Raw genomic sequence first — 21,276 nt, forward strand, 5'->3', positions numbered from 1 at the left:
GCCGGGGCCGCCCGGTCAGCCCAGCGCGCCGAGCTGCTTGGCCAGGTCGAGTCCGTCGAGGGAGAACCAGCTCTCCACGATCAGGCCGTCCTTGAACTCGTCGATGACGATGCCGCTCACCGCGAACGCACGCCCCTGGGCCGGTACGCCCTCGTAGGGCTCTCCGGTGTGGGTGCCCCGCGCGGTGAACCGGCTGACGACCTTGTCGCCCTCCAGGATCCAGTCGTCGACCGTCACGTGCAGGTCGGGGAACGAGGCGCGCTGGAGCCGCACCCACTCCTTGAGGTGTTCCACGCCCTCCTTGCCGTTCGGCGCGGTGCCGTGACTGATGTGGTCGTCGCCCGCGCCCTCGTAGATGACGTCGAGGTTGCCCTTGTTCAGGCACTCCTCGTAGTAGCGCTCCAGTACGGCCTTGTTCTCCTGCAGGGTCGACATGTTTTCCTCTCCAGAACTTCTGATGTGATCTCTGATGTGTGGACGGTCGAGTCGGATCAAAGCGGCCCGGTGAGGCCCGAGACGGTCATGACCGGCGCCCCCGAGTCCCGGCGCCGCACTTTCCAGATGCCGAGGATCGGGTCGCCCTCGACGACGGACATCCCGTGTTCCTCGGAGTGGAGCGCCAACCTGCCGACGGTCAGCGGGTCGACAGTCACGGAGAGGCCGTTGCTCTGCTTGGCGCACGCCATGAGCACGTTCTCCAGCGCGCCCACCGGAAGGGAGGTGCGCGGTACGTGGTGCGTGGCCCACAGGTCGTTGGGAGGGCACGCCGGGACCTCGGCCACCCGTCTGCCGTCCGGCTCCTCGGACCAGAGCGCGACCGGCACGACGGACGAACGCCAGCGCAGGAGCGGCCGACCCGACCGCCAGGTCGTCGTACGCGGCGCATCGGACCGGGGCGGGACGAAGGAGCGTGCCTCGGGCGAGTCGTGGACGACCCGCAGACTCGCCTCCGGCCCGTCCCCGCCGTCCGACGGGCGACGGAAGCGCACGGTGACCACCCAGGCGAGCCCCTCGTGGGCGCCGCACACCTCTCGTTCCCACACGGCGGTCCCGGAGTCCAGGCGCAGGAGTTCCAGCGGGACGACCACCTTCTCCAGGCAGCCGACCCGCAACTGCGGGAAGTCCTCGGGCACGATCCACTCCGCGCCCCGCACCGCGCTCTCCAACAGCATGCTCACCGGCACGGCCGGCACCCCGCCCACCGTGAAGTCCGTGAGGACGGGCGCCGTCTCCGGGTCGAACGTCACGCGCGACACCAGCCGGTCGTGGGGCCGGTACGCGGTGACCTCGCCGAGATGGTGGATCCTCGGGTACGTGCCGGCGAACCCCGGCAGATCGGGTACGACCGGGTAGTCCGTGGCCTGACCGGGACTCATCGCTCTGCCCAACGGTCCCACGAAGGTGACCTCGCCGTCCGACCCCGCGAGCAGCTCGGCCCGCCATCTGGCCAGGCCGTCGCCGACATCGACGGCGGTCATGTAACGCAGCGTCGCCGAGAAGTTGGCGATCAGGCCGATACGGTCCCAGGTGGGCCACGCGAGCGTCATCACGGGAAATTCCGCCAGGCGGCCCGCCCACCGCCCCAGCCGCGCGAGCCCCTCGTTGGCGGCCGCGTACTCGAGCTGGCCGACCATGCCGCCCAGCCGGCCGGTGAGGGACCCCACGTTGCAGAAGAACTTGAGGCGGTGGCCCCGCAGCTCCGCGAAGAGGTGGGTGAATCCAGCGATCTTGATGTGGACGGTCCGTGCGATCTCGTCGTCCGACTTCTTGGGCAGCCTGGCCGCCGTGTCCACACCGGCGTTGTGCACCACACCCGTCAGAGCGGCGCCCTCGCGCCGCACCAGCGCGCGGACCTGCTCGCGGTCGGAGAAGTCGCACCGGGCGTAGTCGACGCGCAGTCCGCGCGCCCGGGCCCCGGTGATGTTGGCGGCCAGCTCCCACAGGCGGCGGGTGCGCACGATGTCCTGCCGGATGTCGGCCAACGATCGGCCTTTGCGCCGCTGCGACCACAACCCCTTCTCGTACGACTTGAGTTCGCTCTCGCTCAGCCCGAACCACGGCTCGTCCCCGGTGGGCAGGGCCTCGCGGCCGGTCACCAGGACGCGCATGCCGTAGGTGTCCGCCAGCGAGCGGGCCAGCTCCCAGCCGATGCCGCGGCCGCCGCCGGAGATCAGCACGCAGTCGTCGGCGCCCAGGCCGAGGACGGGATCCTTCACGGGCCGTGCCATCGGGGTCAGCGTCAGCCGTCGGCTTCCGCGATATCCCACCTCCAGCTCGCCGGTCCGGCCGAGTTCGGCGGCGACGATCCTCGGCAGATCCCCGGCCGCGGCGAGGCTGGTGTCGACGACGCGGGCATTGCAGTTGGGCAGTTCGCGGTGGAGCGTCTTGGCCAGGCCGGCCCAGATGCCGCCCAGCGGCTGCGCCAGATCGTCGTCGGGGTGCTGGCCCATCCCGCCGCCCAGATATGTGACGGCCAGGTAGAACAGCCGCCGCGCGGAGGTCTCCGCCGCCCAGTCGTCGTACGTCCCGCGCAGCGCCGCGACCGTCCGGAGCAACGGGCGACGCCAGGCGTCTGCCGGGTCCTCGCCCTCCGGCAGCCGGCCCATGGTGAGGTCGACGATGGCGTCGATCCCGCTGTGGGAGCGCCCGTCGCGGATCACGCGAGCTCCGTGCGCGCTCAGTTCCCGCTCCACCGCGGCGGCGGTGGCGCTTTCGTCGGAGGTGCCGGCGGTGTCGCCTCCCAGGAGGAGGACCCGCATGCCCGCGAGGCCGGAGGGTTCGGGCGCGGGGCCCGGCAGGGCGGTGAGGTGCCACTCCATGCGGGTGACGGGCTGGACCGGCGCGTCGGTGTCCGGGGGGACCTGACCCGCGGGCCGGGTCCGTGCGTCGCGGGCTTCCTGTGCTTTCTGTGCTTCCTGTGCCTCGTGTACGGACAGCATGATCGAATTCCGTTTCCCGTCAGTCGCGCTCGATGGCGACGGCTTCGCCGGTCCGCGCGTCGACGTAGCCGATCAGGGTCGCCCGCATGTCCTTCATCTGCAGGAGCATCCGGCCGTCGGAGCGGGCGGCCACGAACCGGTTGTCGACCCGGTCGGCGGCGAGGTCGAAGCCCGGTGGTGTCGCGTACAGCTCGATCGGTGCCTGTTGCGCGGAGAGCACCTGGTCGTCGGCGTCCTCGTAGAGGTCGATGCGTCGGATCGACAGCGGCGCCGCGACAGGGATCAGATGACCGTCGACCAGATCGAGCACACCGACGCGGGCCAGACCGTCCAGGAGGATGCTCGGCACGACGAAGCGCGAGAACGCCGGGTCGTCCGCCGGGAGGTCCAGTGCGTAGCGGCCCCGTTTGCCCTTGGGATGGATGCGGGTGTCCGTCGTGGACACGAACGGTCCGGTCAGCCGCACCGGGGAACCCGGCAGGTGGTAGGGGTCCGGAACAGGGGTGTCGTCGGCGGTGTCCCAGGCCTCCCAGCGGGGCGCGGCAGGGAAGGCGTCGGCGAGCACGACCCGGGCTGTGAAGTGCACCCGGTCCTCGATGAGGACGACGCCCGCCGGCGACACCACGTCCTGGGTGATCCGTACGTCGACGACGGTCGTGTCGCCCGCCGTGTCGACGATCCGGGCGCTCAGCCGTCGGGGGGCCGACGACAGGCCGCGGTAGACGCGCAGGAAGTGCTCGAAGCGCAGGTCCTCGAAGGCGATGACGTGCCGGTCCGGCACCAGGTGCCGCGCCGCCTCCGCTGCCATCTCGGTGACGAACGTGCCGGGCAGGGTCGGTTCCCCGCGCACCGTGTGGTGCTCCAGATAGCCGTCGGTCTCCAGGTCGAAGGGGCACTCGAAGACAGCGGACCGCTCGTCGGACGACAGCAGGCGGCGCAGGAAGAAGCCTCCGTCCGACCCACCGGGCGCCGTCAGATAGCCGGGATAGAACTTCTCGACCGTGGCCCGCTCGGCGTCCCCCAGGTGGACGACGGAAGGCCGCCGGACGGGAGAGTGCAGTTCCTGGAAGAAGTGGTGCACCCCTTCGGCGACCGCCATGTTGCTGTAGGAAGCGGCCCGTTCGTAGTACGCCTTGGTCAGCTCGTTGGCGCCCATGCCCACGCTGGCCCACAGCGTCCAGCCGATCGTGAACTCGACGCGGTCCGAAGTGGCGGCCGCGTGGCCGGACATGGAGGCCAGGAAGTCGTTCGCCGAGGCGTAGTCGGACTCACCGAGCTGGCCGAAGTACCCGAGCAGCGACCCGAAGTTGCACCACAGGCGGGGCGGCGCGGCACGCAGCGCGTGCTTGAGATGCAGATACGCGTCCACCTTCAGGTCGCGGATGGCGGTGAACTCCGCGAAGTCCTTGTCCCTGATCAGCGCCGAACGCTGGAGCCCCGCCGCGTTGACGAGCAGATCGATGCTTCCCTGCGCCGCCAGCACTTCGCCGACGGCCTTCTCCACCGCGGCGCCGTCCCGCATGTCGCACGGCAGGTAGGTGACCCGCCCCTCGCCGCAGTGCTCCGCCATGGCGTCGAGGTTCCTCTTCGCCTCGCGGGCGTTGAGCATCCGGTCATAGGCCCGGTTGATGTCCGCGACGGTCCGGCCCTTCCGCTCGGCGAGCTGAGCGGAGATGTAGGCCGCGCGGCCCGCCGCGAACTCCTCGTCGCTGCCGGCGAAGACGGACGGCGGATAGCTGTCGAGCGCGTTGCTGCCGAACACGTACAGCCGGGGGCCGATGTGCTCGGCGACCGCTTTGAGCACCTCGGCGGTGATGCCGCGGGCGCCGCCCGCGACGACGACCACCGAGTCGCGGTCCAGCACGGCGGGGGTTCCGGTGTCCAGGACGTTCGGCTCCGCGCGCAGCCGGTACATCCGGCGTACGCCGTCGTCGTCGAAGACCACCGGGAAGTCCCGGTGCGCGCGGCTCTCCTCCTCCGCGAGCCGGACCGCCTCCACGGGGTCGGCGCACGAGGTGAGCAGCCCAAAACCGGTGCTGTCGCCGAGCTCCCTGCCCGCGCTCTTGAGCAGCCCCGTGAAGAGGCCCGAGCAAGGATGCGCAGTGCCGCCGTGCACCGCGTCGAGGAGCAGCATGACGACCGAGGACCCGTCTGCGGAGAGGTCGTCGAAGGAGTGCTGAAGCGCCAGGAAGACGGCGTCGTGCAGGGCGAGCAGCGGCTTGACCGCCTCGGCGCGCACCTCCTGCCCGAAGGGCGCGCTCCGGCCCAGGTCGGTCAGCACGCGGAGGTGGCCGACCGGTCCGCCGACGGACTTCAGGGCTGTGCCGACCGTCTCGGCGGAGAGGCGCGGCAGGTGGTGCCAGCCCGGCCGCGGGGTGTCGAGCGGAGCGGTGGAAAGTACGGTCAGTGCGAGGTCCGGGCCCGCCGCACGGGCGAGGAGATCGGGCGCGTCGGTGACGACCACGGTGCCGTCCGCGAGGAACGGCGTCACGTCCCGCACCCGTCGGGGCGGTGCCGCTTCGAGCACCGGGACCTGCCGGTGTACGCGCAAGGGCGTGCCGTCGCCCGTGTGGGTGCCGGACACGAAGACGTCGGGCAGCGTTCCGGTCGCCGCGGCTTCGGGCGAACCGCTGTCCTGCCGCTCGGGGGCGCTGGATCCGGGGACCGTCAGCCGGAGCCGGACGCCGGGGGCGTCGTCGCTGTCGGTGCAGGAGACCTCGACAGTGCCGGCCGGGCCGTGCAGCGCCTTGAGGACGGCGAGTCCGCCCGCCGCGCCCAGGTAGCGCGCGTACTCCGGATCCCCGCACCTGATCGGGGGGAGTTCGGACGCGGGGGCGGTCGTCGGCGGGGCGGCCGTGCTGCCGAGGGGTTCGTCGACGTACGCGAGGACCCGCAGGCCCGCCTGCCGGGCGCGCTCCTCGGTGGTGAGGGCCAACAGGAAGGCTCCTTCGGCCAGTTCGCCCTCCTGGGCCGGCAGCAGGTCCCCGATCAGGGTGCGGTACTCCGGCAGGCTGTTGCCGTTGATGCCGCCCGCCAGCGCGAAGTCGAGCTCGCCGGTCCGCAGGTAGCGGGTCGCCGAACTGATCGACGACAGGGCGGAGGCGAACCCGGAGTCCATCGTCATGTTCGGGCCGTGCAGATCGAAGTAGTTGGCGACCCGGGCGGAGATGACGTTGGGCATCTGACCGGGGAACGAGTCCTCGTTGGACGCCGGAATCATGGCGCGGACCTGATCGCGCAGCCGGTCGAGCACCTTCGTGGCGGCGGCGGAACCGGCCAGGCGCGCATCGGTGGCGACCGCCTGCTCGACGTCGTCCAGATAGCAGCGGTTGGCGTAGAGCATCGCGGCGCGGGTCGGGCCCATGTGACCGACGAACACACCCGTCTTGGCCGCCTGGTCGCCCCAGAACTCCGGCATCTGGTCCCGGAGCCGGTGCGCGCACTGCAGGATCATCAACTGGCAGCGGTCCAGGGCGCGGATCGTCTTGGGCGGCAGTCGGACCTCGTTGAACGGCGGCGACGGATAGTCGGCGCCGAAGGTGCCGAGGGGCCGCGGCCCGCCGTCCAGCCAGCGCGCGACCTCGTCACGCCCGGTCAGGCCGGGCAGGTGGGACGACCAGCCGACGATCACCACTCGGTCGGACCGGTCCGAATCTCCGGCGGCCGTGGCCGCATCGGGTCGTGCGCTCTTCGAGGGTGAGGGAGCGGTGTGCCGTGCGGTGTCGGACGTGTCCTCGGAGACGATCAGATGGGCGTTGGTGCCGCCGAAGCCGAAACCGGACACGGCGGCGAGCCGGGGACGGTCCTCCCGCGGCGGCCACCGCACGGGCTCGGAGCCGATCCGCAGGCCGGTCTCCGAGAGCCGGAAGTCCTCGCGGGCCTTGCTGAACCGGAACTGGCCGGGGATGGTCCGCTGCTCCAGGGCCAGCAGATTCTCGATCAGCGAGACCACGCCCGCGGCCCAGCCGGTGTGCCCGATGAGCGACTTGTTGGAGGTGACCGCGGTGGGCCGAGCGGTGCCGAAGTGCTCGCGCAGCATGGTGAACTCCGCGAGGTCACCGGCAGGGGTCCCGGTCGCGTGGGCGTTGATCCACTCCACGTCGTCGGCGTCGACGTCGCCGTCCTCCAGCGCGCGCTGCACCGCGAGGCTCTGACCGGCCGAGTTGGGCGCGTAGATCGCCTTGCCCTTGCCGTCGGACGACGAGCCGAACGCCCGCAGGACGCCGAGCACCCGGTCGCCGTCCGCCCGGGCCCTGCTGAGCCGCTTGAGGACGACCAGAGCCGCGCCGTCGGCGAAGATCACACCGTCGGCGGCCTCGTCCAGCGCGTGCACCTGGCCGCTCTTGGAGAGCCCCTGCAGTTTGGAGAAGAGCACGGTGCCGCGCGGAGCCAGGGCGAAGGCGCCGCCGCAGACGGCGATGTCCTGCTTGCCCATCATCAGACCCTTGGCCGCGATGTCGATGGCGTACAGGGATGAGGAGCAGGCGGTGTCGACCATGTGGAGTTCGGTGGACGGCGGGAAGATGCCCTGCATCGCCGACTCGCCGACTCTGTGGGGCAGATAGCGCGACGCGGGCGCGTCGCCGTGCGCGTAGCGCCGGGTGAGTACCGTCTCGAAACCCGAGTGCAGCGCGGACTGTTCGTCGGCCGGCAGGTCCAGGTCGTCGACGATGTCGTGTGTGAGCCGGGTCATGCTGTCGAGGACACCGGCCTCCTCGAGGTACTGGCTTCCGTCAGGCGTGTAGCCGACCACGAAGGAGCAGGTGTCACTGTCCCCGTAGCGCACCCCGTCGAGCGCCTGGACGAGGCTGTGCCGCAGCCACTTCGTGGTCTGCTCCTGCTCGTCGGAGCTGCCCTCCATGCCGTCGAGAGCACCGGCCGCGGGCTCGAAGCCGGTGATGAACACGCAGCGGTCGGCGTACGCCTTGTCCTCGGTTTCGGCGTCGGCCGAGTGGAAGTTCTCGTGCTGCCAGCGGTCCGCGGGGACCTTGACGAAGAGCTCGTCGCCCGTCATGCGGAGCTTCCAGAACTCCTCCGGACTGTTCGCGCCCGCGACGGCGAGCCCCATGCCGACGACGGCGATCGCATCGTCCTCGGGGTCCGGCTCGGGGGCCGGCACGGGTCCGGGCGTGGGCTCCGGAATGGGCTCTGGGACGGCCGCCCGGACCGGTGCCTCCGCTGTCGCAACAGCCGTCTCCAGAGCCGCCTCCAGAGCGGTCTCCGGTGCCGTCCCCTCAGCCGTCTTCCCGGCCGTCGCATCAGCCGTCTCCTCAGCCGTCTTCGGCGGTGAGAGGAGCGCGGCACCGAGCGTCAGCCCGCCGTCGGCCAGGATGACCTGGCCGGTGATCCAGCGCGCGTCGTCCGAGGCGAGGAAGGCCACGACGGCGGCGAACTCCTCGGGCCGTCCGAGCCGGCCCCACGGCGTCGCCCTGGCGATGACGTCCTGCATCTCCGCCGCCCGGGGGAACTTGTCCGCCACCTCGCTGGTCAGCATGGCGGCGGACGCCGTGTTGACCCGGATGCCGAGGGGAGCCAGTTCCACCGCCAGATACCGGGACGCGGCCTCCGCGGCCGCCTTCGCAGGGGCGCACGCCAAGTAGTTGGCCATCACCATCTGCGAGCCGCCGAGGGCGGAGACCGTGACGATCGACCCGCCGCCGCCCCGTGCCATCAGCGGCGCGGCCGCGCGCGCCACGCGCAGCCCGCCCTTGTAATTCGTCTCGAGCGCCCGGTCGAGGTGTTCGTCCGTGACCTCGTCCATGGGCAGCAACGCGCCGTCGGCGGCGCTGTTGACGAGGATGTCGAGCCGGCCGTGCAGCCGGTCGACCTCCGCCAGCATCCGGTCGACCTGCTCCTGACGGGCCACCGAGGCCCGGGCGAGATCGACCCGGAAGCCCTCGGCGACCATCTCGTCGCGCGTCCGCTTGGCCTGGTCGTGCGAGTGGAAGTAGTTGAGGACGATGTCGGCGCCACGCGCGGCGAGCTCCCTCGCGATGGCCTTTCCTGTCCCCTTGGACCCGCCGGTGACCAGAGCCACCTTGCCGGTGAGGTCTTTCATGGCACACATGTCCTTCTGAGCGAGAACGGGAGAGCGAACGGAGTCGGTCGGCCCTCGTCAGACCGTGACGCCGGTGGGCTGGCCGGCCAGTGCGGTGACCACGAAATCGACCAGCCTGTCGATGGTGTTGTAGTCCGAGAGCCGGAAACCGGACTCGCGCGGAGGCAGGCCGTAGCGCTGCGAGACCCTCGACAGCAGCTCGACCTGCTTGACCGAGTCGACACCGAGCTCGGCCTCCAGTTGCACCCCGCCCTCGAAGACCTCCTCGGGGTACTCGAGGGCCTCCGCGTACAGGCTGCGCAGTTCGGCGAAGACCTCCGCGCGGTCGGGGCCCGCGGCGGCGGAGCCGCTCGTTTCGTCGGCGAGGGACGACGTGACCACGGTGGTGGCCGGGGCCGCGACCGGTGCCGTGGCCGCAGACGTGGCCGGCTGCGGCCGGAAGGCCGCGAGGTCGTCGACGATCCGCTGGAGCACCGCGTCGCCGTGCTCGCTCCAGTAGGCCTCGAACAGCTCGGCGGAGACGGATTCCGGCAGCAGTTCGGCGAGGACCGGGGCGCGGCCCGGGTCGGCCAGACCGGCGAGCCGCAGCGTCCGCAAGGTGGCGTCGAGCGTCAGCAGCGCGTCGTCGTCGGTGGCCAGGGTGGCCAGGGAGCGCACGTCGGACCCCTTCGTCAGACGGGTGACCAGCTTGGTCAGCGCGGCCCGCCCGCCCGCCTCGACGAACGTGGTGACACCGGATTCCTGGAGGTGGCGCACGGCCGACGCGAAGCGGACCGGCTTGACGAAGTGCTCCGCCAGCAGGTCGCTCAGGGCGTCGCCGGGCTCGTAGTAGCGCTGGAGGATCGGCGAGTAGACGGGGCACCGCAGCGGCAGTTGGTCCAGCTTCCCCACGTACGCGGCGAACTCGGGAACGGCCGGTGCGAGGGCGGGGGAGTGGAAGGGGAAGGCGGCGTCGATCTCGACGGCGCCGATGCGCAGTTCACCGGCGATCGCCACGAGGCGGTCCAGGACTTCTCCGGGCCCGCTCACCACGGTCTGCTCGTCGTGGTTCTCGGTGGCGACGGCCAGTTGCGGGTCCTCCAGCAGTTCCAGCAGTCGGCGCACCTTCGCCGCGCCCGCGGACAGGGCCACCATGCGCCCTTCGAAGCCGGACTGCCGGGCGATGACCGCGACGCGCTGCGCGACGATGCGCACCCCGTCCTCGACCGAGAAGGCGCCGGCGGCCACCAGGGCGGTGATCTCGCCGAGGCTGTGACCGGTCAGGACGTCGGGCCGCACGCCCTGGGCGGTCAGCACCTCGTACGCGGCGAGCCCGGCGCCGTAGATGGCCACCTGTGAGACCCATGGGTCCTCCGCCAGGAGCCGGCGCAGTTCCACCTGCTCCGGCCCCAGGACCAGGTCTGATATTCGGCGTGAGAACAGCGTCGTGGTCTCCGCGTCGAGACGCTCGAAGACCTGGCGGACCTGCGGGTGGCGGGCGTGGGCCAGGCGCAGCGCCTCACCGTCGAAGCCGCCCTGGCCGGGGAAGAGAATCGCGGTGCGCAGCTCGGTGGACGTGTTTTCGGGCATGTCGGATCCTCCGTCGTGGTGCGGAAAGGTGAGAAAGGGTGAGAGAGGGAGAGAAGGCGCGGTGGCCGTCAGGCGAGATACGTGCCCATGGGCCCGAGGTTCTTGGCGATGAGCCGGTCGGCGACGCGGGGCGCCGGAGGGACGTGCCGGGGGGCTCCGCGCACGAGCCAGCGGACCATGCGCAGCTTCCAGCCCGGGCCCGCGCCCGGCTCCAGGTGGTCCAGCAGGGCGTGGATGTTGGCGGCCGAGTAGAACTGCGAGGGGTGGATCATGGTGGCGAACATGCCGACCATGTCCCGGCCGTGCGTGGGACTCCTGGTCATGGCGCGGATGAAGGCGATCTCTTCGCGCGAGTGGTTCGCGATGGTCGCGTGGTCACGGGTGTAGCGGTAGTGGCCCGAGACCAGCGCGTCGCGCTGCCTGCCGTAACTGGCGAGCGCCTCGGGCAGCGGCCTGCGTCCGGTCAGGCCCGCGTCGACGGCCTCCGACAGGAGCTCGGCCGAACGGAGCGCGTCGGTGATGCCGGCGGCCGTGATCGGGTCCCTGGTGTATCCGGCGTCTCCGACCAGGGCCCAGCCGGGTCCGTCGGAGCGGCGCAGGAAGTTGGGCACCGAGCCCGTCATCCAGCGGTCGGCCCGCTTGGTCTGCCGCAGCAGTTCGGCCCGTGCCGGGTCCACCTCCTCGAACGCGGAGATCACCGTCCGGTCGCGGTCCTCGTCGCTCCTCGCCTTGAAGTCGGCGACCGGTAGTGCCACGCCCACGATGGTGAGGCCGTCGTGGGTCGGCCAGGTGAAGGCGTGCTTGTGCGCGTGGCGGTAGGTGCGGACCCGTCCGTCGTGCGGCAGGCCCTCCCAGTAGGACCAGTGGCTCTTGTTGAGCACCGGGTGGGCGTCGTACTTCTCGGCGTCGACCAGCCGGGCGACGGTGGAGTTGGAGCCGTCCGCGCCCACCACGAGGCGGGCGTGCTCGATGACCGGGGTGCGGTCCTCGGTCTCGCCGCGGACGCCGGTCACGGTGCCGTGTTCGTCGGTCAGGAGCGAGCGCAGCGAGACACCGGTCCGCAGTTCGGCGCCCGCTTTGACCGCGGCGTCGAGCAGGATCTGGTCGAGCCGGCTGCGCTCGGGGGAGTAGGCCTCGTTCACGCCTTCCACGCTGGGCAGCTCGGCCATCAGGCGTGCGGGGCCGCTCTGCAGGCCGTACTCGCGGATCGGCGGGCAGCCGGTGGCCGTGAGCTCGTCGAGCAGCCCCCATTTCTTCAACCGCAGGATGCCGGGCGGGTGGACCAGGTTGGTCGCCGCGGCCTTCCCGCCCGGGAACACGGCCCGGTCGAGCAGCAGGACCCTGTGACCTGCCTTCGACAGCAGCATCGCGGTGGAGGCACCGCTGATGCGGGCTCCCACGACAATGACGTCGTACATCTCGCCTCCGAGGCCGATGGGCCGACTTGAACGTTTCGTCCGGGATCGCGGGGGGTTCAGTGGTGCGAGGTCTCCAGCGGGTCGCCGCCGCGCGCGGCCTGCTTCGTGGCGCTCGCGGGCGCCGCCTCCGTGGTGGGGGACTGCCGGGATCGCCGGGGCGCGGCGAGGATGGCGAGGCATCCGAAGGCCGAGATGGCGGTGCCGAGCCATACGGCGGGTTCCAGACCGTCCACGAACTGCTGGGGGGAGCCGTAGCCGCCGCGTGCCGTGAACACCGAGGTGAGCACCGCGACGCCGAGCACACCGCCGAGCTGGCGGAACGTGTTGTTCGCTCCGGAGGCGATGCCCTGGTCGGCCGGGGCGACGACGCCCATCGCCATCTCGGCGGCCGGCGCGAAGAACAGGCCGAGCCCGATGCCGCCGAGCACCAGGCCGGGCACCATGTCCGCGTACTGCGTGTCCACGCTCACCACCGCGGCGAGCCAGCCGAGGCCGGCGGTCTGGAACAGCAGTCCCGCCGCCACCACGAGCCGGTTGCCGACCCGTGACGTCAGAAGTCCGGACAGCGGGGCGATCACCACGGGCATCGCCGTCCACGGCAGCATCCGGACGCCCGTCTCCAGCGGCGAGAACCCCTGGATGTTCTGCATGAACTGGGTCAGCAGGAACACGAGCCCGAACATGGCGGCGAACATCATCAGACCCGCGGTGTTGATCGCGCTGAACGAGCGGTTGCGGAACAGGCGCATCGGCAGCATCGGATGACGCGTACGCAGCTCCCAGCCGACGAACACGCCGAGGAGCACAAGACCGCCGAGCAGCGAACCCAGCACCGTGCCGTCGGTCCACCCGTCGTCCGTGGTCCGTACGAGAGCGAGGACGACGCCGAACATGCCCAGGCACACGAGCAGCGTGCCGACGGGGTCGAGGGCGCTCTCGGGACGGTTGCTCTCGGCGAGCTTCCACAGGCTCAGCACCAGCACCACGACGCCGATCGGCACATTGACCCAGAAGATCCACTGCCACGAGATCTTCTCCACGACCGCTCCGCCGATCAGCGGGCCGAGCGCCACCGCGAGTCCGCTCAGCGCGCCCCAGATCCCGAGGGCGAGGCCCCGGCGGCGCGGCGGCACCGCGACGGTGAGCAGGGTCAGCGTCAGCGGCATGACCAGCGCCGCACCGAACCCCTGTACCGCGCGGGCGACGACCAGCTGCTGCGAGGTGTCGGACAGCGCGCACGCCGCCGAGGCGGCGGTGAACAGGACGAGTCCCACCACGAACATGCGCCGACGGCCGAACCGGTCACCGGCCGCGGCCCCGGCCAGCAGGAACACGGCGAACACCAGCGTGTAGGCGTTCACCGTCCACTCCAGGTCCTGGAGGCTGGTGTCGAGGGACGACTGGATCGCGGGCAGGGCGGTGATGACGACGAGGTTGTCCAGCGCTGCCATGAAGACGGCGAGACCGGTGATGACCAGGGTCCATCCGGCATGGCCGCGTGAGCTGGACCGACTCAACATAGGGATTCTCCAGAGGAGTTGACGGGAGGTGCTGGTGGGGGCGAGGGCGCCGAGGGGTTCGCTACGACGTGGGCAGGGCGTCCAGCGCTTCGCGCCAGAGCGTGGCCAGCCGGCCCGCGTCGGGAAGCCTGAGGTCGTGGAGGAAGCTCACCTGGACCCGGGCGCCGCAGGACAGCAGCGTGACGGAGAGTCCGTTGCCCGGCAGGAGCACGCCGATCGGGACGACGTCGATGACCGGGTCCCCGTTGAAGGTGAGGGAGTCGGGGAGCGAGTAGCTGGACGCGTAGAGCGGGGCCGTGCTCGGGTTGAGCAGGAGTTTGACGGCCATGCGGGTGGAGGCGGCGGGCAGCAGGCCGACGAGCGCCCGGCTGGCCGGCCGCAGGCCGCTGCTGCGCATCCGGTGCGTCCGGTCGATGAGCTGGTGGAAGGCGGGGGCCGTGGGCAGCCGCCCGTCCGGCAGGGTGACGACCGCTGTCGCGAGATGGTTGCCGACAGCTGCCTCCTCCGCTTTGTGCCGGGTGCTCAGCGGCATGCGTACGGGTACGGGGGACGCGCCGACCGCCGCCCGTACGGCGTGGCCCTCACCGTTCCCGGGCGCGCCGTCGTCCTGCGCGGAGCGGCTCCAGGCGCTCAGCGCGCCGCGCAGCGCCATGAGGAAGGCGTCGGTGACCGTGCCGCCGTACTTCCGCCCCAAGGTGCTCAGTTCCTGCCGGGTGGCGCTCGTGCTGCACACCGCCAACTGGTCGGGCCCTGACCTGAAGAGGCTGGGCCACGGGTGTGCGGGCCGCAGCCCGCGCACCATGCCCTTGGTCACGGTCAGCATGCCGTTCGCCAGCTCCGCGGGGCCCGCGGTCAGCAGTGGCCCCCGTGCGCTCCCGGCTGTCGCCGTCGCCGGGACGTGGTCGCCGAACAGGACGGCGGCCACGTGCACGGTGCCCATTCCGTCCTCCAGCCCGTGGTGGACGCGGTAGCACACGGCGTACTCGCCGACGGCGTACCCGTGGACCAGGTACATGTCCCACAGCGCGCCCGAACCGGGCAGCGGCAGGCGCATCACGTCGGTGAGTGCCTCGTCCAGCGAGCTGCCCTCGGGCAGTTTCAGCTCCAGCACGTGGTCCATGGGGTCGAAGCGCGCGCTCGGCGACCAGACGGTCCGGCGCCCCGCACGCACGGCCTGGTACGTCAGGCGGGCGAGGGCGGGAAGCCGCTCCGCCAGGTGCCGGCGGAGCACGTCCAGTGACGGCACGTCACCCCGGAAGCGAATGAACTTGCCCTGTACGGGCGTGAGTTCACGGGGAATGGAGAGGAATATCTCGTCGATCGGATTCAGAGTCTGCTGCATGGTCTTTACCGTTCGAGTTCATCGGAAGCGCCGGATGAATGGCCGGCCCGGGCAAATGGAGGGCAGGGCCCTCGGCTGCCGGGGCCCGGCGCTCGGCGGTGCCGCGCGGGAACGTACGGATGTCGACGCCGGCGTCAGGTGGATGACGGCTTCGGCATCGGTCGCTTCGGCGCTACGCGTTCGATCGACGTGTCCGGCCGCGATGCGGATCGGGTTTCCCCGACGGGCGTGGCAGGCATTTGCGCGCGACTGCGTCGATAGTGCTGAACATATTTCCCCCTTGGGACAGTGGTCCGGGAACTCATGGCCCGAATCCGTCGCCGACAGAAGTATGTGGCGTCCGCACGGGAGATTGTCAAGCGTGACCGGGGGTTTCCCACCAGGTGAAAAATGCGGGAGTTCGGGGTTTTCCCGCCTGGTGAGAAATGGCTCTTCAGGGGTGGCGGAATGGCCGGATACTGTTTATCCGCTCCGGATCCGGATCTGCGTCGATGAGGTGGTCGGAGCGGGTGGGGGGGCGCTCGATGCCCGGCCGCCCGCTCCCTGTCGACCGCATGGAAACGGACACGGCGTGGGAGCGGGCTCATGCTCGGCTCTAGCGGAATTTGACGAACCGGCCCCAGCTCGGCCGCGGTGATCGCGATGTTTGTTCCGTGCATTTACGTGCGGGCAACAATTGCGCTCCGGGCATTCTGCGCCGCCGCGCATTCATCCGCGTTGCGGAAAAGCGGACCTATCCGCGTTCCCGGCCGCCGGGTGCCCCGGCCCGCAGTCCGTCCATGACGAGGTCCATCAGCCGGCCCGCCCGGGACTCCCAGTCGCTGTGCGGGTCGATGTGCCAGAGCCCGGCGATGGCGAGCAGGAAGTCGTCGGGCGTCACCCCCGGCCGAATGGTTCCGGCCTCCTCGTTCGCCCGCAGGAGGTGGCCGACGGCCTCGGTCAGCGGGCCGGGGCCGACCCCGGCGAGGCTGCCGAGCGTGCTGGTGGCCTTGCGGATCGCCTCGGCGAGACCCGCCTTGGCCATCGCGTACCGGACAAGGCGGTCCATCCACTCCCGCAGGGCGCGATCGGGTTCGCGGGTCGCCAGCAACTGGCAGGCGGCGTCGGAGACCTGCTGCACTTCGTAGCGGTACACCTCGAGGACGAGGGACTCGCGGTTCGGGAAGTTGCGGTAGAACGTGCCCTGGCCGACGCCCGCCTTCTTGGCGATCACGCTGAGCGGCGCGTCACTCGCCAGCGTCAGCTCCGCCAGGGCCACTTCGAGGATCCGCTCGCGATTGCGCTGGGCGTCCGAGCGCAGGGGCGGGGTCTTGTGCTGACCCATTCGCTCTCCTTCGGCGCGTCGTGGCCTGTTCCGTGCGGCACGGCCTGAGGGTGCCTTGCTGAGCGGACAACTGTCCGCTAAGTTCGACGGTGAGCGGACAGCTGTCCGCTTAGGCTCACCATACCGCAGCCACGTCCACTGGCGACCCCTGCCGCCGAAGCGGCGACGTCTTCCCCCTCCCGTACAGCGCCATCTCACCCCGATCTCCCCGAGCTCATCCCGATCTCCCGGCCGGGACCGCCTCGTTCGACGCGATCCGCGAAAGAAGGCTGCTCATGGCTCCATCGACGTCCAGTGCCCTCACCCTGAACATCAACGGTGAGAAGCACACACTGTCCGTCGACCACCGCACCACCCTGCTCGACGCACTGCGCGAGCGGCTCGATCTGACCGGCACCAAGAAGGGGTGCGACCAAGGCCAGTGCGGGGCCTGCACGGTGCTGATCGACGGCCGCAGGGCCGTCTCCTGCCTCACCCTCGCGGTCGCCTCCGAAGGCCGCGAGATCACCACCATCGAGGGCGTCGCGGACGGCGACCGGCTGCATCCCGTCCAGCAGGCCTTCCTCGACCGCGACGGCTTCCAGTGCGGCTACTGCACGCCGGGGCAGATCTGTTCCGCCCTCGGCGTGCTGGAGGAACACGCGGCGGGCTGGCCGAGCGCCGCCACCGCCGATGTGCGCCCCGAAGCGGGCGTGCCCGAGCTCACCGCCGAGGAGATCCGCGAGCGGATGAGCGGCAACCTGTGCCGCTGCGGCGCGTACGTGTCGATCGTGCAGGCCGTCGCCGAGGCCGCCCGCGCGGAAGAGGGAGCAGCAGTGGAGGAGGGCGCGGCATGAGGGACTTCGGCTATCAGCGCGTGTACGACGTGTCCGGCGCGGTCGCGGTCCTCGGCACCGACCCCGACGCCCGCTACCTCGGCGGCGGCACCAACCTCGTCGACCTGATGAAGACCGGCGTCGAACGCCCCGCGCTCCTCGTCGACGTACGCGAACTGCCCCTGGACACCGTCGAGACCACCGAGGACGGCGGGCTGCGCATCGGCGCGACCGTCACCAACAGCGACCTCGCCGCCCACCCCGACGTACGCCGCCGCTACCCCGCACTGACCCAGGCCGTCCTCGCCGGCGCCTCCGGCCAGCTGCGCAACATGGCGACCGTCGGGGGCAACCTGCTCCAGCGCACCCGCTGCGGCTACTTCACCGACCTCTCCAAGCCCTGCAACAAGCGCGAGCCGGGCACCGGCTGCTCGGCCGTCGGCGGCGAGCACCACAACCACGCGATCCTCGGCGCCACCGACCACTGCGTGGCCGTGCACCCCTCCGACATGGGCGTGGCCCTCACCGCCTTCGACGCGGTCGTCCACTACGAAACCGCCGAAGGCCCCGGTGAGTTGCCGATCACCGAGTTCTACCTGCCCGTGGGCGACACCCCGCACCTGGAGACCGCGCTGCCGTCCGGCGCGCTGATCACCCACGTGACGCTGCCGCCCGCCCCCGTCGCCGCGCTCTCCCGCTACCGCAAGGTGCGCGAGCGCGCCTCCTACGCCTTCGCCATCGGCTCGATCGCCGCCGCCCTCGACGTGCGGGACGGTGTCGTACGGGACGTACGCATCGGCATCGGCGCGGTGGCGTCCCGACCGTGGCGCGCCCGGGCGGCCGAACAGGCGCTGACCGGCGGCCCGGCGACCGCCGAGGCCTTCGCCGCCGCGGCCGACGCCGAACTTACCGCCGCCCGCCCGCTGCCCGACAACGGCTACAAGGTGACGCTGACGCGCAACCTCGTCGTGGCCGTGCTGTCCGAACTCACCGAGGAGGCCGCCCGATGACCACGACCACCGCAACCACCGCGGTGACGGGCGCCGTCGGCACCGCGCACACCCGCATCGAAGGCGTCGACAAGGTCACCGGCGCGGCCCGCTACGCCGGCGAGATCCCGTTCACCGACCTCGCCCACGGCTGGCTGGTCCTGTCCACCATCGCGCGCGGCCGGATCCGTTCCGTCGACGACGCGCCCGTCCTCGCGATGCCCGGCGTCCTCGCCGTGCTGCACCACGGGAACGCCCCGCGGGTCGACGCGGACTACGTCGGCATGCTCGGGAAGCCCGATCCGGTCGTCGGGGTCCTCCAGCACGACCGGGTGCCCTTCGTGGGCTGGCCGGTGGCGCTCGTCGTGGCCGAGACGTCGGAACAGGCCAGGGAGGCCGCCGAAGCGCTCGTGGTGCACTACGACCAGGAGCCGCACGACGTCGCCTTCTCCGCCGGACGCCCGGGCACGTACACGCCGGAAGGCGACGGGATGCGCACGGCGGTGGGCGACCTGGAGGCCCGGCTCGGCGCGTCCGCGCACGTCGTGGACGCCGAGTACACGACGCCCGAAGAGCACCACAGCGCGATGGAACCGCACGCCGCGACGGCACGCTGGGACGACGGGCGACTGGAAGTCGTCGACTCCAACCAGGGCAGCACCTGGATCGCGGACGAACTGTCGCGCCTCTTCTCCCTCGACGCATCCTCGGTGCGGGTGCGTGCCGAGCACGTCGGCGGCGCCTTCGGATCCAAGGGGCCGCGGGCCCACCAGGTGCTCGCCGTCATGGCGGCGACCGTCCTCGACCGGCCGGTCCGCGTCGTCATGACCCGCCGTCAGATGTTCTCGCTCATCGGCTACCGCAGCCCCACCACGCAACGCGTCCGGCTCGGCGCCGACCCGGACGGACGGCTCCTCGCCTTCGACCACCAGGGGCAGAGCCTGTCGTCGACGGTCCACGAGTTCGTCGAGTCGAGCGCCGGGTTCGGGCGGCCCATGTACGCCGCCGACGCGCACCACACCGTCAACCGTGTCGTACGCCTCGACGTGCCCACGCCGACCTGGGTGCGGGCCCCGGGCGAGGCCCCGGGCTCCTTCGCGGTGGAGTCCGCGCTCGACGAACTCGCCGAGAAGTGCGGCGTGGACCCGATCGCGCTGCGGGCCCGCAACGAACCGGCCGTGGGCCCCGTGTCCGGGCTGCCGTTCAGCAGCCGCAACCTGCTCGCCTGCTTCGACGAGGGCGCCCGCAGGTTCGGCTGGGCGGACCGCGACCCGCGCCCGGGAGTGCGCCGCGAAGGGCGCTGGCTCCTCGGCACCGGCACCGCCGCGTCCACCTTCCCGGTGCTCGTCGCCCCGAGCACGGCGGCGGTGACGGCGGAGGCCGACGGGACCTTCACCGTGCGCATCACGGCCGCGGACGTCGGCACCGGCGCGCGCACGGCGCTCACCCTGATCGCCGCGGACGCCCTTGAAGTGCCCACGGACCGGGTCCGCGTGCGCATCGCCGACAGCGACTTCGGCCCCGCGATGATCGCGGGCGGCTCCATGGGCACCCGGTCCTGGGGCTGGGCGGTCATGCTCGCCGCGCGCGAACTGCGGGAGAAGCTGGTGCCCGGCGGCGACATCCCGCCGGACGGTCTCACCGCACGGTCGGACACCAGTGACGTCATCGGCGCCCTCGCGGAGAAGGAACGGCACGCGTTCGGCGCGCAGTTCGCCGAGGTCGCGGTGGACGTCACCACCGGCGAGGTGCGCGTACGGCGCATGCTCGGCATCTTCGCCGCAGGACGCATCGTCAACCCGCTCACCGCACGCAGCCAGCTGATCGGCGGCATGACCTGGGGCCTGTCGATGGCGCTGCACGAAGAGGCCGTCAGGGACCCGGCGACGGGCGGCCTCGTCGGCCCCGACCTCGCGGGCTACCACATCGCCTCGCACGCCGACGTGCCGCACATCGAGGCGGACTGGGTCGACGACCCGGACGCGGAGGACCCCGTCGGCATCAAGGGTGTCGGCGAGATCGGCATCGTCGGCGCCGCCGCGGCCATCGCCAACGCGGTCCGGCACGCGACCGGCGTCCGCCACCGGTCCCTGCCCATCCGCCCCGACCGCGTCCTGCGGGCGGGCACCGCACCCGGGGAAACGCACCGTGCTTGACATCGCCGCCGACCTGAACCGCTGGGTCGAGGAGGGCCGGGACTTCGCGGTCGCCACCGTCGTGAGCGTCGGCGGCAGCGCACCGCGCGGTCCCGGCGCCGCGCTGGCCGTCGACGGCGAGGGAAACGTCATCGGCTCGGTCTCCGGCGGCTGCGTGGAAGGGGCCGTCTACGACCTGTGCGTCCAGGCCCTCGACCAGGGCGAAGCCGTCGTCGAACGGTTCGGGTACAGCGACGACGACGCCTTCGCGGTCGGACTCACCTGCGGCGGCGTCATCGAGGTCCTGGTCGCCCCGGTCGCCGCGGACTCACCCGACAGGGCGGTCTTCGCCGCCGCCCTGTCGGCCGCCGCCCAAGGGCAGGCCACGGCCCTGGCCCGGGTCTTCAGAGGCCCGGCGGAACTCCTCGGCCGGCCGCTCATGGTGACCCCGGCAGGGACCGACGAAGGGACCCTCGGCGGACACCCCGACCTCGACCGCACCGCCGTGGGGGAGAGCCGCGCCCTCCTCGCGGCGGGCCGCACCGGGGAGTTCGTCGTCTCCGAGAGCGGAGCGCACTGCGGCACCGACGTGACGGTCCTCGCCGAGTCGAGCCAGCCGCCGCCCCGCATGATCGTCTTCGGTGCCGTCGACTTCGCGGCCGCCCTCGTCCGCGTGGGCGCGTTCCTCGGCTACCACGTGACGGTCTGCGACGCCCGCCCCGTCTTCGCCACCCGGGACCGCTTCCCCGACGCCGACGACATCGTGATCGAGTGGCCGCACCGCTATCTGCGCCGCACCGTGACGGACGCCCGCACCGTCCTGTGCGTCCTCACCCACGACGCCAAGTTCGACGTGCCGCTGCTCGCGGCGGCCCTGCGGCTGCCCGTCGCGTTCGTCGGCGCCATGGGCTCGCGCCGCACCCACGAGGACCGCAACCGCAGGCTGCGCGACGAGGGCGTCACCGAGGCCGAACTGGCCCGGCTCCGCTCGCCGATCGGCCTCGACCTCGGCGCCCGCACCCCCGAGGAGACGGCCCTCTCCATCGCGGCGGAGATCGTCGCGGTACGCCAGGGCGGCACGGGCCGCCCGCTGACCGGGGCGCTGACACCGATCCACCACGACACGCCCGGCGGTCCTCCGCGGTCCGACGCGCTGGTCTGATTTGG

Annotated in this window: 12 protein-coding genes; 4 read left to right on the plus strand and 8 right to left on the minus strand. The window is 71.7% G+C overall.

Features of this window, described 5'->3' with window-relative positions:
- Nucleotides 1-15 precede the first annotated feature (15 nt).
- From DEJ48_RS39955 to DEJ48_RS36410, 8 genes are all read right to left on the minus strand, one after another.
- Complete coding sequence (locus tag DEJ48_RS39955) at nucleotides 16-435, minus strand: ester cyclase (RefSeq protein WP_190537800.1); 420 nt, start codon at nucleotides 433-435, stop codon at nucleotides 16-18.
- A 56-nt stretch (nucleotides 436-491) separates the two neighbouring features.
- A complete protein-coding gene (locus DEJ48_RS36380; protein WP_150220368.1) occupies nucleotides 492-2,939 on the minus strand; it encodes a KR domain-containing protein in 2,448 nt (815 codons plus the stop codon).
- A gap of 19 nt (nucleotides 2,940-2,958) precedes the next feature.
- The gene (locus tag DEJ48_RS36385; RefSeq protein ID WP_190537801.1) at nucleotides 2,959-8,997 is read right to left on the minus strand and encodes an SDR family oxidoreductase; all 6,039 of its coding nucleotides are present in this window, start codon (nucleotides 8,995-8,997) and stop codon (nucleotides 2,959-2,961) included.
- Nucleotides 8,998-9,054: 57 nt separating this feature from the next.
- Nucleotides 9,055-10,566 (minus strand): acyltransferase domain-containing protein, encoded by a 1,512-nt coding sequence (locus DEJ48_RS36390; RefSeq protein ID WP_150220370.1) that lies wholly within the window; start codon nucleotides 10,564-10,566, stop codon nucleotides 9,055-9,057.
- A 68-nt stretch (nucleotides 10,567-10,634) separates the two neighbouring features.
- Complete coding sequence (locus DEJ48_RS36395; RefSeq protein ID WP_190537802.1) at nucleotides 10,635-11,984, minus strand: NAD(P)/FAD-dependent oxidoreductase; 1,350 nt, start codon at nucleotides 11,982-11,984, stop codon at nucleotides 10,635-10,637.
- Between the two features lie 56 nt (nucleotides 11,985-12,040).
- A complete protein-coding gene (locus tag DEJ48_RS36400) occupies nucleotides 12,041-13,504 on the minus strand; it encodes an MFS transporter (RefSeq protein WP_150220372.1) in 1,464 nt (487 codons plus the stop codon).
- Between the two features lie 61 nt (nucleotides 13,505-13,565).
- A complete protein-coding gene (locus DEJ48_RS36405; protein ID WP_150220373.1) occupies nucleotides 13,566-14,846 on the minus strand; it encodes a wax ester/triacylglycerol synthase domain-containing protein in 1,281 nt (426 codons plus the stop codon).
- Between the two features lie 733 nt (nucleotides 14,847-15,579).
- Complete coding sequence (locus DEJ48_RS36410) at nucleotides 15,580-16,170, minus strand: TetR/AcrR family transcriptional regulator (protein WP_150220374.1); 591 nt, start codon at nucleotides 16,168-16,170, stop codon at nucleotides 15,580-15,582.
- Nucleotides 16,171-16,445: 275 nt separating this feature from the next.
- On the opposite strand from DEJ48_RS36410, the gene DEJ48_RS36415 reads away from it, so the two are divergent.
- The 4 genes from DEJ48_RS36415 to DEJ48_RS36430 are packed head-to-tail and all read left to right on the plus strand — an operon-like array spanning nucleotide 16,446 to nucleotide 21,271.
- A complete protein-coding gene (locus DEJ48_RS36415; RefSeq protein ID WP_150220375.1) occupies nucleotides 16,446-17,006 on the plus strand; it encodes a 2Fe-2S iron-sulfur cluster-binding protein in 561 nt (186 codons plus the stop codon).
- The gene (locus DEJ48_RS36420) at nucleotides 17,003-17,995 is read left to right on the plus strand and encodes an FAD binding domain-containing protein (protein WP_150220376.1); all 993 of its coding nucleotides are present in this window, start codon (nucleotides 17,003-17,005) and stop codon (nucleotides 17,993-17,995) included. Before DEJ48_RS36415 ends, DEJ48_RS36420 begins: the two co-directional genes overlap by 4 nt.
- Nucleotides 17,992-20,130 carry a xanthine dehydrogenase family protein molybdopterin-binding subunit gene (locus DEJ48_RS36425; RefSeq protein WP_150220377.1) on the plus strand — a complete coding sequence of 713 codons (2,139 nt, stop codon included), beginning with the start codon at nucleotides 17,992-17,994 and terminating at the stop codon, nucleotides 20,128-20,130. The genes DEJ48_RS36420 and DEJ48_RS36425 overlap by 4 nt, the downstream gene beginning before the upstream one ends.
- Nucleotides 20,123-21,271 (plus strand): XdhC family protein, encoded by a 1,149-nt coding sequence (locus DEJ48_RS36430; protein ID WP_150220378.1) that lies wholly within the window; start codon nucleotides 20,123-20,125, stop codon nucleotides 21,269-21,271. Before DEJ48_RS36425 ends, DEJ48_RS36430 begins: the two co-directional genes overlap by 8 nt.
- The last annotated feature ends 5 nt before the right edge of the window (nucleotides 21,272-21,276 follow it).

The organism is Streptomyces venezuelae (assembly GCF_008642315.1).
Classification (GTDB): Bacteria; Actinomycetota; Actinomycetes; order Streptomycetales; family Streptomycetaceae; genus Streptomyces; species Streptomyces venezuelae_D.